11 protein-coding genes and 2 pseudogenes are annotated in these 15,009 nt (G+C 43.1%); 5 read left to right on the plus strand and 8 right to left on the minus strand.

Annotation, left to right across the window (positions count from 1 at the left end):
• Window positions 1-91: 91 nt before the first annotated feature.
• The 6 genes and pseudogenes from glmS to AC5FEC_RS05880 all read right to left on the minus strand — a co-directional run.
• Window positions 92-1,903 (minus strand): glutamine--fructose-6-phosphate transaminase (isomerizing), encoded by a 1,812-nt coding sequence (glmS, locus tag AC5FEC_RS05855; protein ID WP_493661601.1) that lies wholly within the window; start codon window positions 1,901-1,903, stop codon window positions 92-94.
• A 322-nt stretch (window positions 1,904-2,225) separates the two neighbouring features.
• Window positions 2,226-2,915 (minus strand): VIT1/CCC1 transporter family protein, encoded by a 690-nt coding sequence (locus AC5FEC_RS05860; RefSeq protein WP_493661602.1) that lies wholly within the window; start codon window positions 2,913-2,915, stop codon window positions 2,226-2,228.
• A gap of 168 nt (window positions 2,916-3,083) precedes the next feature.
• The gene (locus AC5FEC_RS05865) at window positions 3,084-3,707 is read right to left on the minus strand and encodes a TetR/AcrR family transcriptional regulator (protein ID WP_002929075.1); all 624 of its coding nucleotides are present in this window, start codon (window positions 3,705-3,707) and stop codon (window positions 3,084-3,086) included.
• 44 nt (window positions 3,708-3,751) lie between these two features.
• Window positions 3,752-4,834, minus strand: coding sequence for an ABC transporter permease (locus AC5FEC_RS05870; protein ID WP_493661603.1), 1,083 nt, complete (start codon window positions 4,832-4,834; stop codon window positions 3,752-3,754).
• Between the two features lies 1 nt (window position 4,835).
• Window positions 4,836-5,552 (minus strand): ABC transporter ATP-binding protein, encoded by a 717-nt coding sequence (locus tag AC5FEC_RS05875; protein ID WP_493661604.1) that lies wholly within the window; start codon window positions 5,550-5,552, stop codon window positions 4,836-4,838.
• 156 nt (window positions 5,553-5,708) lie between these two features.
• Window positions 5,709-6,272: pseudogene (locus tag AC5FEC_RS05880) on the minus strand (helix-turn-helix domain-containing protein); the annotation flags it as partial.
• Here AC5FEC_RS05880 and AC5FEC_RS05885 point away from each other — a divergent pair.
• Window positions 6,264-6,848, plus strand: a pseudogene (locus tag AC5FEC_RS05885) (low temperature requirement protein A); the annotation flags it as partial. The pseudogenes AC5FEC_RS05880 and AC5FEC_RS05885 overlap by 9 nt on opposite strands.
• 111 nt (window positions 6,849-6,959) lie before the next feature.
• Here AC5FEC_RS05885 and leuS read toward each other — a convergent pair.
• Entirely contained in the window at window positions 6,960-9,461 is a 2,502-nt protein-coding gene (leuS, locus tag AC5FEC_RS05890) for a leucine--tRNA ligase (RefSeq protein ID WP_493661638.1), read from the minus strand.
• A gap of 187 nt (window positions 9,462-9,648) precedes the next feature.
• On the opposite strand from leuS, the gene AC5FEC_RS05895 reads away from it, so the two are divergent.
• Window positions 9,649-10,347 carry an ion transporter gene (locus tag AC5FEC_RS05895; protein ID WP_493661605.1) on the plus strand — a complete coding sequence of 233 codons (699 nt, stop codon included), beginning with the start codon at window positions 9,649-9,651 and terminating at the stop codon, window positions 10,345-10,347.
• A 78-nt stretch (window positions 10,348-10,425) separates the two neighbouring features.
• Here the strand turns inward: AC5FEC_RS05895 and AC5FEC_RS05900 are convergent, their stop codons facing one another.
• On the minus strand, window positions 10,426-12,321 hold the full coding sequence (locus AC5FEC_RS05900) for a M13 family metallopeptidase (RefSeq protein WP_493661606.1): 1,896 nt from the start codon (window positions 12,319-12,321) through the stop codon (window positions 10,426-10,428).
• Window positions 12,322-12,467: 146 nt separating this feature from the next.
• On the opposite strand from AC5FEC_RS05900, the gene AC5FEC_RS05905 reads away from it, so the two are divergent.
• The 3 genes from AC5FEC_RS05905 to ssaB are packed head-to-tail and all read left to right on the plus strand — an operon-like array spanning window position 12,468 to window position 14,978.
• The gene (locus AC5FEC_RS05905; RefSeq protein WP_037616190.1) at window positions 12,468-13,187 is read left to right on the plus strand and encodes a metal ABC transporter ATP-binding protein; all 720 of its coding nucleotides are present in this window, start codon (window positions 12,468-12,470) and stop codon (window positions 13,185-13,187) included.
• A 1-nt stretch (window position 13,188) separates the two neighbouring features.
• A complete protein-coding gene (locus AC5FEC_RS05910) occupies window positions 13,189-14,031 on the plus strand; it encodes a metal ABC transporter permease subunit (protein ID WP_493661607.1) in 843 nt (280 codons plus the stop codon).
• A gap of 17 nt (window positions 14,032-14,048) precedes the next feature.
• Window positions 14,049-14,978 carry a metal ABC transporter substrate-binding lipoprotein/adhesin SsaB gene (gene ssaB, locus AC5FEC_RS05915; RefSeq protein WP_493661608.1) on the plus strand — a complete coding sequence of 310 codons (930 nt, stop codon included), beginning with the start codon at window positions 14,049-14,051 and terminating at the stop codon, window positions 14,976-14,978.
• Window positions 14,979-15,009: the final 31 nt, after the last annotated feature.

Consider the following 15,009-nt stretch of genomic DNA (forward strand, 5'->3'; position numbering starts at 1 on the left):
TTAATAAAAATAAAGACCCCCAAAAACTAAAGTTAGGGGATCTTCAACATCTAAAGTTTACAAGATTCTACTAGACAATCGTCTACTGCTCTTATTCTACCGTTACAGATTTAGCGAGATTGCGTGGTTTATCTACATCCAAACCGCGGTGCAGAGTTGCAAAATAAGCAATCAGCTGGGTCGGTACTACCATCGAAATTGGCGACAAATAAGGGTGAACTTGACTCAAGACAATGTCATCTTCGTCCTTAGCCACATTTTCCTCAGCAATCGTCAAAACCTTGGCTCCACGCGCTACAACTTCAGAAACATTACCGCGAGTATGACTAGACAGGACTTCATCTGAGAGTAGGGCCAGCACTGGAGTCCCCTCTTCAATCAGGGAAATAGTACCATGCTTAAGCTCGCCTGCCGCAAAGCCTTCACACTGGATATAGGAAATTTCCTTGAGCTTGAGGCTGGCTTCCATCGCCACATAATAGTCCTGACCACGGCCGATGTAAAAGGCACTGCGAGTATCTACTAACAAATCACGCACCTTGCTGTCAATCAGCTCTTTCTCAGAAAGAATGGCCTCAATAGACTGGGCTACGATAGACAGCTCATGAACCAAATCAAAATTCTTGGCTTTTTCGTTGCCGTTGGCATCACCGACTGCCTTGGCCAAGAAAGCTAGGGCAGCGATTTGCGCGGTGTAGGCTTTGGTTGAAGCTACGGCGATTTCTGGTCCAGCATGGAGAAGCAAGGTGTGCTTCGCTTCCCGAGACAGGGTTGAACCTGGCACATTGGTCACTGTCAGGCTAGGAATGCCCAATTCATTGGCCTTGACTAAGACCTGACGACTGTCAGCAGTCTCACCAGATTGACTGATGAAGATGAAGAGTGGCTTCTTGCTGAGGAGTGGCATAGCATAGCCCCATTCAGAAGAAATACCTAATTCTACTGGCGTATCCGTCAGCTCTTCCAGCATTCGTTTAGAAGCGTAACCAGCATGATAAGAAGTTCCAGCAGCAATGATATAAATGCGATCAGCTTCTTGGACTGTCTTGATGATAGCAGGATCAATCAACATCTTATTATTTTCATCCGCATAGGTGCTAATCAGCTTACGCATCACGGTCGGCTGCTCATCAATTTCCTTTAGCATGTAGTAAGGATAAGTGCCTTTGCCGATATCAGACAGATCCAGCTCAGCTGTATAGCTGCCCCGTTCAAGAACATTACCTTCGTAGTCTTGCACTTCTACACTATTTGCACTCACGATAACCAGCTCTTTATCATGGATTTCCATATATTCGCTTGTCTCGCGAATCATGGCCATGGCATCTGAGCAGACCATGTTGTAGCCTTCGCCCAAGCCAATCAAAAGCGGAGATTTGTTTTTGGCAACGTAGATCGTAGAAGGATCTTGGGCATCGACCAAGGCAAAAGCGTAGGAACCTTCGATAATGTGAAGGGCCTTGCGGAAAGCGTCAAGAACAGAGAGTCCGTCTTCTTCCGCGAATTTCCCAATCAAATGGACTGTAATTTCTGTATCTGTCTGCCCTTTAAAATCATGGTCAGCAAGATAGTCATTTTTGATATCCAGATAATTTTCAATCACGCCGTTGTGAACCATCACAAAGCGACCCGTCTGAGAGGTGTGGGGATGGGCATTATTCTCACTTGGTTTCCCGTGGGTTGCCCAGCGCGTATGCCCAATACCTGTTGAACCTGCCACATCGATGCCAATCTTCGCACGAAGATCAGCAATCCGGCCAACGGACTTCACCAAGCTGGATTTTTTCCCTGTTGTAACAAAAATTCCAGCTGAGTCATAACCTCGGTACTCTAATTTTTCAAGCCCTTGCATCAAAATATCTGTTGCATTGCGGTTCCCCACAACTCCGACGATTCCACACATAGTTTTACTTCTAGCCTTTTGCTGGCAAAAAGCTAGCTCCTCCTTGATTCAAAATTGGTATAGTCTTTTTTATCTTTTCATTCACAGACAGACACAGTATACACACCTATTCAGATTTTGTCAACAAAAAATTGGTATAGTTTCTTTTGAAAATCCTGTGAACCTTAGCAGGACAAGGATTTTGAAACTACACCAATACTATCTTGACCTTACAAATTGACGACAGGTCGCTTTTGGTTTGACAACTGATTTCTAAAACACCGTTTTCCGTTTACAAATAAAAGGACACTAGGAAATACCGCTTCCCGACTTTCAAGAGTTCTTAAACTGCAAAAAACTGCCCTACCAGATAGGTCACGGCCATGGTCAAAAGACCAATGGCTAGATTGCGAATCATGGCATTTTTAATCGGAGCTTTACCTAGTTTAGCGCTGGTATAGCCCGTTCCCAAGAGAGCCAAAGCTACGATTAGCACCGTCGCCCAAATACGGATGTTAGCAGGAAGCAGGATAATCGTAACCATGGGAAAGAGCGCACCTACCGCAAAGGCTAAAAAGCTTGAGACGGCTGCATGCCAGGGATTGGTAAACTCCTCTACCTCGATGCCGTACTTTTCCTCCACCAAGGCCTTGAGCGGATCCTGCAAAAAGGCACGATTGGTCATGAGCTGAGCAGAAGTCTCGCACTCGCCATTTTGGACATAGGCGGCATAGAGAGACTGCCTAGCGATCTCTGGATTTTTCTCTAAAAGCTCCCGCTCTCTGACTACTGCAGCTTCCTCGGTATCCTTTTGAGTAGAAACAGAAACATACTCTCCACCAGCCATAGAAAAGGCACCCGCAAAGACTGCCGCTAAACCAGATAGAAAGATAATCCAGACATCGTCCGTCGCACTAGCCACCCCAATAACCACACCTGCTATGGAAATAATGCCGTCATTAGCTCCTAAAACCCCGGCCCGCAATATATTCAACCGACCACTAAAGTTCTTGTCAATTTTATGTTCTTCCATTCTAAAACTTCTCCCTTTTGATTATTTATAATCATTATAAATAAAACTTCTACCTATTACAAGGAAAAACAGAAAAATGAGAAAAGTTCTACTATTTAAGAGAAAGAATAGATTAATAAAAATATTTCTCAAAGATAAATCTTAAACTTCATTAATATAATGCAAGTATCATCTCCACAAGCCACCTAAGATCTGTTTTTCTAACAAATCTAAGTCTTCTTCCCTTATTTCGCCATTGTCCCCAATGATATATAATTGAGCAAAGTAAGCTATTAAAGGACCTGTAAAGATCCGAATCATTTGTTCAATTGAGATTTCTGGATTGACACGTGCATCGATCCCTAATTGAGTACGAAGCTCTATAATTTTATCCTGAAGAAGATTCCAAATAAGTGTCTGTTCTTGCTTCAATTTATTATTTGATAACATCTCCTGCAAAATTATTTTCAACAAGGCTTGATTTGTTTTGAGGTAAGCCATTCGATCATGGACTAAATAGTGAATTTTCTCCTCGGTTGTCTGTAAAATCAACAGCTGGTCTAAAAAACTTCCAAACAGACTAGGAAGGACAGGATGCAAAATAGCTGTTAAAAGGTCTTCCTTAGTTTTAAAATACTTGAACAGAGTCGCCTGACTGAGTCCAGCATACTCCGCAATTTGCAGAGTGGAAGTTCCATTGTAGCCCTTTGTTGATATGAGATCAACTGCTGCTTGCATGATTTTCTTTTTTCCCTTGGGGTAGGCAGCTCCCTCTAAGTAATCCTCAAAAGAGTCAAAAATATTTTCAGTCATTTCGTTCCCTCACGTCTTCCTCTTTTGTTCTTATCTATCACTTATTATACTTTACGATAACGACGCAATCCAACGATATTGAGAATTGTTAAAATGATCAGGAAAATCATTAAAACACCAAGATTTAACAAAATATCACCAAGATTGTGTCCGTAAAGAATAATCTGGCTTATTGCATCACCAGAATAGGTTAATGGCAAAAATTTCCCCACAGTTGGAGCCCATTCTCCCATGGATGACAATGGAATAATCCCTGAGAAAAAGAGTTGAGGCATAATCACGAGAGGAATAAATTGCATCATTTGGAATTCTGATTTTGCTAGAGTAGACAAGAGAATTCCGAATGACAGTGCTACAAGAGCCAGTACTACATTAACTATTATAACATTTAAAATACTTCCTACAACTTCTACATCTAGTAACCAAATTGCCGCTAAGACTACAACTGTCGTTTGAAAAATCGCAATAATACCGTAAGACAACATATAGCCATATACGATTTCAGATCGTTTCACTGGTGTTGCTAACAAACGTTCTAGTGTTCCACTGGTACGTTCTTTCAAAAGCGCCATACCTGAAATCAAAAATACAAAGAAGAAAACTACAAAACCTATCAAAACCGGAATCATACTGGTAAAGAAGCTTGTATTTTCATCTCCATACTGGTAAGATTCCTTGATTTCTGGTGTTTTTGCGTCCGAGTCCAATTGTGGAAGAGCTTGTTTGACACGAGATAGTAACTGATTGGTGCCTTCACTAGCGATACTTGTTCGTAACACCTGTCGTATCATAGATGTTTTGGAGGCATCTGTGTTTGCGTAGTCTACCTGATATTCACCGTCTTTATAAGAAATCACAGCATCGACTTTTTCATTCGCTAGTGCTTCTTTGGCTTGATCTAAATCTTGATAAGTCTCAACGTCCACATGATCGAGCTCATCCATTTTCGTTACCAAACCAGTTGGTAGATCTTGTGTCGCTAACTTGACATTCACGGTTATACTAGCTGAAAACATGAGGTTCATCAACCACATGATAAAAACAGGTGCTATAAACATCAGAGCTAGAGTTCGTTTGTCACGAAGTAATTCTTTGATAACTTTTTTAGCAATAGCAATGGTTCTCATCTTACTCTCCTTCTGCTTTTAAAAACACTTCTTCAATACTTGAAACGTTATAACTTGCTTTGAGATTCTTTGGTGTATCAAAAGCAATGATTTCTCCTCCTAAGAGTAAGCCTACCTTATCCGTCAACTCCGCTTCACCCATGACGTGAGTTGTCACCAAGATTCCTACTCCTTTGTCTCTTAGAGTGATTAACTCTTTCCAAATTTTCTTACGCAGAGAAGGATCAATCCCAACTGTTGGCTCATCTAAAATCAAGAGCTGAGGATTCCCCAGAAGTGCGATGGCCAGAGATAAACGTCGTTTCATTCCTCCAGAATAACCGGATACAGTTTTATTCAAATGCTCTGTCAAATCCACAACTTGAGCCACGTGGGCAATTTCAACTGTCAGATCTCTTTTGGATAGCCCTTTTAGCTGACCGAAAAATTCCAAATTTTCTTGGCCTGACAAAGCCTCATATAAGGCATCTGACTGAGCCATATAACCAATATCTCCTAAAATATGACGATTAGGCATGGTATGATCCAGAACCAAAGCTTCGCCTCCATCAGCTTTTTCCATTCCCAACATAGTCTTAATCATGGTTGATTTACCAGCACCAGACGGACCAATTAAGCCTATAATTTCTCCTGGCTGCAATTCAAAACTGACATGATTCAAAACCATTTGACGACCAAAAGACTTATCCAAATTTTGTAAATGTAGCAATTTTTCCATATGCTTCCTCCTAGGTGAATACATACTCACTTTTTAAATCACAAGAGCTATTTTAGTGAGTGTTTACTCACTTGTCAAGCAAAAAGGTTGAAATTCTTTAAAAAAATAAAAACACCAGATGGTATTATCTGATGCTTATTAAAAATATTTCTGATTTTAGGATTGCTTCTGAATCTCTTCTCGATACTCCGATATCGTCTTTCCTGTCCACTTTTTAAAGGCTCGTGAGAAGGAAGATACTTCCGAATAACCAAGCAAATAGGCTACATCATCCGTTGTCATGTCAGGATTTTTGAAATAACCAAAGGCTAGGATTTTTTGAACATTTTGCAATTCTTGATTAAATTTGGTTCCTTCTGCAGTCAGGTTCCGTTGCAAGGTACGACTGCTAATACCTAATGATGCTGCTATATCTTCGATGGTAAAGGAACCACTTGGAATAGCCTGGTAAAGTTTCTGCTGGACGATACCTGTGAAACTTTCACTGGTCATTGCTTCTGCTAAGCGTTCCTTGAGTTGAGGTTCTAGGTAGTCTAACATGACATTATTGGCCATGAGGAAAGGCTTCTCTAAGTCAGCTTTTTTAAAGACCAGTTCATTCCCTTCCATTACTTCCACTTGGCATCCAAAAATACTAGCGCCGGCTTCTTCATAAGTATAAGGAGTCCCGACATGCACTGGGACAATCGCTTCGCCTGTTCCCGTCCGAATCAAATCAACCTGCCCCACCTGATTGAACGCATTTCGCTTTTAGTTATCATCACTTTTGGTGAGATTATTATGGGACTAGCTGATTTCTTTACCCTTGAACATTTCTCCATTCATTCTATCCTTTACTTTATCATCATGATCAACCTCTTTATGAACTATTTCGGTCAGTTTGACCATGCTATTGATGAGGAAGGGGAGAATAAAGGAATCTTCTTGATTTACAGCCACTATCCGATTTTCATTGGTTTGATTATGGTCACTGTTTCTATGAGTTTCTTGGTCAATCCTGAAGCTCACCACCTCTTTGCGACTAGCTTCTTCTATGCTGGTATCGGGCTCTTCCAAGCTGCGGTCTTGTCAAATGGTCGCTTCAACAAGAGTTACCTCAAGTATGACAAAATCTATTATGGCTTACAAGCTACATTCTTCCTTATCGGACTGCTTCTTTCCCTTCTGTTCTCAGACAATCCAACCATCGTCATTGCTATCGCAACTCTAATGACCTTGGCGATGGAAATTCATTTTACTCATTTTTATATGACACAGACCAAGAAATTCTCAACACCTAATTGGGAATTGTTCTAACAAAAGACCTTGAGAAAATTTTCTCAAGGTCTTTTGTATTTAATAGCAATAGCATTTGTTGTCTAATGCAGACTTGATTGAAATCTCCTGCAAATGCAATAAACAAACTAATTATTTCACTACAATATTAACTAGTTTATTCGGCACGCTAATGACTTTCACGACTTCTTTATCGGCGATTTCAGATTTGATTTTCTCATCTGCCAGAGCGATTTCCTGCAGTTCCTCACGGCTCAGGTCCTTAGCTACGACTAGCTTAGCACGGACTTTACCCTTGATTTGAACGACGATTTCGACCTCTGCTTCAACCAGCTTGCTTTCGTCATAAGTTGGCCAAGCTACGTAGGAAATGCTCTCGCCAGTTTGAGCTACTGCCTGCCAGAGTTCTTCAGCCAAGTGCGGTGCAAAAGGCGCAAGCAATTGAATGAAACCTTTGGCGTATTCGACATAGAGTTTTTCTTCCTTGTTAGCTGCATTGACAAAGATCATGAGCTGGGCAATGGCTGTATTGAACTTGAGCTCCTCAATCTGCTCTGTGACAGCCTTGACTGTTTCGTGGTAAACCTTGTCCAAGGCTCCGCTATTTTCAGAGACAAGCTCTTTCGAGTTAATGAGACGATAGACCCGATCTAGGAACTTGCGGCTACCTTCCAGACCTTCTTCTGACCAAGCGATGGATGCATCCAGCGGCCCCATAAACATTTCATAGACACGAAGTGTATCGGCACCGTATTGTTCCACCACATCGTCTGGGTTGACCACATTCTTCAGAGATTTAGACATCTTAGCAGGCGCTTGCTCTAGTTCTTCCCCAGTTTCGATGTTAAAGAAGGAGCCATCGCGTTTTTCTACCTTGTCCGTCGCTACTAGAGCACCGCGGCTATCACGATAGCTAGTCCCCAGAATCATGCCTTGGTTAAAGAGCTTTTGGAAGGGCTCTTTGGTCGGCACCACTCCGATATCATAGAGGAATTTATGCCAGAAGCGAGCGTAGAGGAGGTGGAGCACGGCGTGCTCTGCGCCACCAATGTAAATATCAACTGGCAGCCAAGCCTTGAGCAGCTCTTCGTCTGCTAATTTCTCATTGTTGTGTGGGTCAATGTAACGTAGGTAATACCAGCTGGAACCAGCCCATTGAGGCATGGTGTTGGTTTCGCGGCGTCCTTTGACACCATCTGCCCGAGTCACTTCCAGCCAGTCAGTCAGATTGGCCAGAGGGCTTTCACCGGTACCAGAAGGACGGATATCCTTGGTTACAGGCAGGACAAGTGGAAGTTCATTTTCAGGGACAGCCGTTGAAGTACCATCTTCCCAATGAATGATTGGAATCGGCTCACCCCAGTAGCGCTGACGGCTAAAGAGCCAGTCGCGCAAGCGATAGGTGACTTTTTCATTTCCGACGCCTTCCGCTTCTAGCCAAGCAACCATCTTGTCAATCGCGGCAGCCTTGTCCAAGCCATCTAGGAAGCCAGAGTTAATATGCGGACCATCTTCTGTGTAAGCAGCTTCAGCAACATTGCCACCCTCTAGAACTGGAATAATCTCTAAATCAAACTGCTTAGCAAACTCCCAGTCGCGCTCGTCATGCGCAGGAACAGCCATGATAGCCCCTGTTCCGTAGCTTGCAAGCACATAGTCGGCAATCCAGATTGGGATTTCCTTGCCATTGACAGGATTGATGGCATAAGCTCCTGTCCAGACACCGGTCTTCTCCTTAGCCAAATCAGTCCGAGCCAGGTCGGATTTGAGGCTGGCTGCATGTTTGTAGTCTGCTACTGCTTGGGCTTGTTCTTCACTTGTAATGGCATCAACGAGAGCATGCTCTGGAGCCAAAACAGCATAGGTCGCACCAAAAAGGGTGTCCGGACGAGTCGTAAAGACTGTGAAGTCCTTGTCTGTGTCCTTAATCTTGAAGGTTACATTGGCACCGGTTGACTTGCCAATCCAGTTGTGCTGCATATCCTTGATAGACTCTGGCCAGTCCAGCTCCTCCAAGTCATTGAGTAAACGTTCTGCATAGGCTGTGATTTTCAGCATCCACTGACGCATAGGCTTGCGGACAACTGGATAGCCACCGCGCTCAGATGTGCCGTCTGGCAGAACTTCCTCATTAGCGATAGCCGTTCCCAGCTCTTCAACCCAGTTTACTGGCACTTCAGCTTCATAAGCTAGGCCTTTTTCGTAAAGCTTGGTAAAAATCCACTGGGTCCACTTGTAGTAGTTTGGATCAGTGGTATTAACTTCCCGATCCCAGTCGTAAGAAAAACCAAGCGCATTGATTTGACGCTTAAAGTTAGCGATGTTTTCTGCTGTAAAGTCAGCTGGATCATTACCTGTATCCATAGCGTATTGCTCAGCTGGCAGACCAAAGGCATCCCAACCCATCGGATGAAGGACATTATAGCCCTGAGCCCGTTTGTAACGGCTGAGGATATCTGTCGCTGTGTAGCCCTCCGGATGCCCTACATGGAGCCCCGCTCCTGATGGGTAAGGAAACATGTCCAGCGCATAAAAGTTAGGCTTGTCCTTGTCCGTACCTGTCTTGAATGTGTGATGCTCAGCCCAGTATTTCTGCCACTTAGGCTCGATTTCTTTGTGATTGTAAGTTGCCATAATCATTTACTCTCCAACGATCTTTTCCGTGTTCTAGCCACGTTTCTATCTATTATACCATTTTCAAGGGATTTTGAAAGGCGCCGAAGAAAGGGAATTGATAAAATCTTTGATAATTTACCTTGACTTATCCTCAAAAACCGATAGAATAAATTTAAAATCAAGTTAAAAAGGAAGAGGTATGAAGATGAGAAAGACGTTGTTTCAGATTATTGAGCCCCATCAACAGGAAAGTTTTATTGAAGAAGCCTATGATATTTTTATGATCTTTGTCATCCTCAGCAGCTTAATCCCACTGACTAGCAAAAGTCACTCAGGAATCTTCATGTGGATTGATCTTGTGTCAACGATTATTTTTATTATTGACTACATACTTCGGCTTGTAACAGCGGATTATAAATTGCAGAAAGGAAAAATTTCTTTTCTACTTTATCCTTTTACTTTTCTGGCCTTAGCGGATTTACTCTGTATTCTGCCGTCCCTCTTTTTATTAAATAACAGCCTGCGACTTTTTAAGATTTTGCGGATGCTTCGTACTTTGCGTATTTTTAAATTTTTCCGTTATTCTAAGAACATCCAGATCATGACCAACGTCTTAAAAAAACAAAAAGACAATCTGATTATTGTAGGAATTTTAGCGCTTAGCTATATCTTTATTTCTGCCCTTGTCATTTTTAATGTAGAGCACAGCACCTTCCCTAACTTTTTTGACGCCCTCTACTGGGCAACCATCTCCTTAACGACTGTTGGCTATGGTGATATTTACGCGATTTCAACGACTGGAAAAATCATTACCATGATTTCCTCCTTTTTAGGAATCGCCATTGTAGCCCTGCCCGCTGGTATCATTACGGCTGGCTATATGAAAGAAATCAAAGAACTATAAAAACCTGTTCGGGAAGGCTGTTTAAGCCGTTCCCGAGCAGGTTTTTTAATGAATTATCAGGTTGATTCTTAAAGAATTTTACCAAATCACCACGCGCTCTTCCGGGCTGCGCCACATGCCATCTCCTTCTTGGACATCAAAGGTTGTAAAGAAGTCATCAAAGTTGGGCAGCTGGACATTGGTCCGAAGCTTGGCTGGGGCATGGACATCCACACTAGCCAGCATCTGCATGAACTCCGGCCGTGCTTTCATCCGCCAGATGCGGGCAAAGTTAGTAAAGAATTCCTCAGCAGAGAAATCCGCTTCCTTCTTAGCTGCTTCTAAAGCTGCGGCAATACCACCTAAGTCGGCAATGTTTTCAGATACGGTCAGCTTACCATTGACTTTGGCTCCGTAAGAATCCTGACCTTCGAACTGGTCGATAACCTTTTGCGTCCGTTCTGTGAAAGCCTCATAGTCTTCTGGTTTCCACCAGTCCTTCAGACTTCCGTGTTCGTCAAATGAAGCTCCGTTTGAATCAAAGGCATGAGAAATTTCATGGGCAATCACCGCACCGATTCCACCGTAGTTAGCTGATGAGGATTGATGCAAATCATAAAATGGTGCTTGGAGAATGGCTGCTGGAAAAACAATCTGATTTTGCTGTGGGTCATAATAGGCGTTGACCAGATGGGCCGGCATGTGCCACTCACTGCGGTCCACTTCCTGATTCCATTTGCTCCATGTATGCGCAATGGAAATTTTTGCTAAGTTTCGAGCATTCTCCACCAAGCTCAATTTTTCATCAATTACTTTTTTCGCATAAGTTTCTGGCAATTTTTCTGGATAGCCGATATGTGGCGTGATGACATTGAGCTTAACGATAGCCTTATCGCGTGTCTCCTTAGCCAGCCAATCTGCTGTCGTCAAACGCGACTTATAAACCTCAATCATGGCGGCCACTTTATGCTCTACATCTGCTTTTGCTTCAGGGGAGAATTTCTGACCAGCATACCAAAGTCCAAGAGCTTGATTATATGGTCCTTGAGCTAGTGTCAAAGCTGCTTTCTCTTTTGGTCGTGGCTCCGGCACCCCTGAGATGGTCCGAGCATAGCTACCAGACAGGACACGGAGTTCCTCAGTCAGATAGGATGTCCAAGCACCAGCCGCCGATAATTTCAACCCCGCATGGATAGCAGGCCAGTTCTTTTCAGAATAGTATTCTGCTGCAAATTCTTTCCAGAAGCGCTCCTGAGGTACAATGACCTTATCTGGCAACTGACCTAGAATCTGTGTAAAGATAGCGTTCAAAGGCAGTTCTGGCGTCAACTGAACAAAATCAGCCCAGTCATAAGGATGATAAAGTTTGGCATATTCTGACATTTCTTCATTTGATAGGACATACTTGGCTAGCTTGGCATCTAATTCCAAATACTTATCCAAAATATCCTTCGTTTCCTCTGCTGAAAAGCCAAATTTAGGTAGAAGTTCTTCCTGCATCTTGCGCCAGGCGGCCAGAAGTTCAGGCCCTTTTTCATTTCCTTCTTCATAGTAGGTCGTATCTGGCAGAATGATGCCAGGCGCATCTGCCCAGAGAACATTCATTTGAGCATTCATAAAGTCTGGAGCAACATCAAATCGTAAAAAATTCGGTTTGCCAGCCAGCATATACTCCGCACTCTTGCCTGCAAATTCCGCAAAAGAGCTTAGCGCTTTATACTCTTCCACAAGTGGCATAGCAGGTGCTACACCAGCCTTCTCACGCGCCTCAAAATCGGCTACCAGACGGTGATACTTGACAAAGTTCTGCAAAATAGGATCATCCGGAAGTTCCTGACCTTTAAGCCATTTGTCTGTCGTTGCCAGCATCAGCTTTTCAATATCCTGATCCAAATCCATAAACCCGCCAGTCATTGGCTTATCATCGGGAATAACTGCTGTCTCAGCCCATGTCTCGTTAACATAGTCATAAAAATCATCTTGTAAACGTGTCATTATGTTCTCGCTTTCATGCTTTTAATATAACCTTATCAAAATTAGGATATATTTTCAAATCTTTCGTGAATTAAATTAAAATTTCTATAAATTAACTTGACTTAAGAATATTTTTAAGTTATATTAATCTTATGGAGGTGAAAGAAATGATTCGAATTGAAAATCTGAGTGTCAGCTATCAAGACACTCTGGCACTCCAATCTCTATCTTTAAATATAAAAGGTCCGACCATCACTGGTATTTTGGGACCAAATGGGGCAGGTAAGTCTACCCTGATCAAGGCCATGCTGGGCATTATTGACCATGAGGGCCAGACCTATCTTAACGAAGAACCCCTAAATCAGCAGCTAGCCCGTATTGCCTATGTCGAGCAAAAAGCACAAATCGATTACAATTTCCCTATCAAAGTCAAGGAATGCGTTTCTTTAGGACTTTATCCGACAATCAAACTCTTCCAACGACTTAAAAAGAGCGATTGGCAAAAAGTCACTCAGGCTCTCAAAGTCGTCGGTCTGGAAGAATTTGCTGAGCGCCAGATCAGCCAGCTGTCAGGCGGGCAGTTTCAGCGGGTCTTGATTGCGAGATGCCTAGTCCAGAAAGCCGACTATATCTTTCTGGATGAACCCTTTGTCGGCATTGACACCGTCAGTGAAGAGATTATTATGTCCACCCTGCGGAAACTGAAAGACCAGGGCAAGACCATCTTGATTATCCACCATGACCTAAGCAAGGTGACGACCTATTTCGACCAGATTCTCTTGCTTAATAGAGAGCTCGTAGCCTTTGGTCCAACGGAAACCACCTTTAATCAGACTAACATGGAAAAAGCTTATGGTTCTCAACTGTTTATGAAGGGAGGCCAATAAGATGATTCAAGAATTTATCCACGGCTTGCAGGACTTCCACTTCCTGCAAAATGCCCTTATCACAGCCATTGTTATCGGGATTGTCGCTGGCGCCGTCGGCTGCTTTATCATTCTGCGGGGTATGTCCCTGATGGGAGATGCCATTTCCCACGCGGTGCTGCCCGGCGTAGCCCTATCCTATATTTTAGGGATTAACTTCTTTATCGGTGCTATCACTTTTGGTCTGCTCGCTTCGGTCATCATTACCTATATCAAGGGCAATTCTATCATCAAGAGCGATACGGCTATCGGCATTACCTTCTCCTCCTTCCTAGCGCTGGGGGTCATTCTGATTGGCGTCGCCAATAGCTCGACCGACCTTTTCCACATTCTTTTCGGGAATATCTTGGCGGTTCAAGATATAGATATGTGGATTAGTATTGGTGTTGGAATTTTGGTACTCTTGGTCATAGCTATCTTTTTCAGACAATTGCTGCTGACTTCTTTTGATCCAATTCTGGCTCAATCGATGGGTATGCCGGTCAACTTCTACCACTATCTGCTGATGATTCTCTTGACTTTGGTGGCTGTGACGGCCATGCAGAGCGTGGGGACCATTCTGATTGTGGCTCTCTTGATTACACCAGCGGCCACTGCCTATCTCTATGCCAAGAGCCTCAAGACCATGATTATACTATCCTCCTGTCTGGGAGCGCTGGCTTCTGTCCTGGGCCTCTTTATCGGCTATACTTTCAATGTCGCAGCAGGATCCAGTATTGTCCTGACCTCTGCTCTCATCTTTGTTATTTCCTTCTTTATTGCGCCCAAGCAGCGCTATTTGAAGATTAAAAATAAAACACAATAAATTCTAAGGAGTTTTTTATGAAAAAATTGACTTTTCTCGCTTTGATTTTCCTAACGGCCATCGGCCTCTTTGCCTGCTCCGGTCAGAAGAATTCGTCCAGTGACTCTTCCAAGCTCAAGGTCGTCGCAACTAATTCGATCATTGCGGATATTACTAAAAATATCGCCGGCGATAAGATTGACCTGCACAGCATTGTACCAGTCGGCAAAGACCCGCACGAATACGAACCCCTGCCTGAAGATGTCAAAAAGACTTCTCAAGCTGACCTTATCTTTTACAATGGTATCAACCTAGAAACCGGTGGCAATGCTTGGTTTACCAAGTTGGTCAAAAATGCCAACAAAGAAGAAAACAAGGACTACTATGCAGTCAGTGATGGCGTTGAAGTGATTTACCTTGAAGGCCAAAGTGAAAAGGGCAAAGAAGACCCCCATGCTTGGCTCAACTTGGAAAATGGCATCATCTATGCACAAAACATTGCCAAGCGCTTGATTGAAAAAGACCCTGACAACAAGGACACGTACGAGAAAAACCTCAAAGCTTATGTAGAAAAACTGACCGCTTTGGACAAGGAAGCCAAAGAAAAATTCAACAATATCCCAGAAGAAAAGAAAATGATTGTGACCAGCGAAGGCTGCTTCAAGTACTTCTCTAAGGCCTACAATGTGCCATCTGCCTACATCTGGGAAATCAACACTGAAGAAGAAGGTACCCCAGACCAAATTAAAACCTTGGTTGAAAAACTGCGTAAGACTAAAGTCCCATCTCTCTTTGTGGAATCAAGTGTTGACGAGCGTCCGATGAAGACCGTTTCTAAAGATACCAACATCCCAATCTATGCTAAAATCTTTACTGACTCTGTTGCGGAAGAAGGAGAAGAAGGCGACAGCTACTACAGCATGATGAAGTACAATCTGGATAAAATTTCCGAAGGATTGGCAAAATAATACATGAGAGGTTAGGAAGACAAGATCCTAA

The organism is Streptococcus sp. STC1396 (assembly GCF_058933875.1).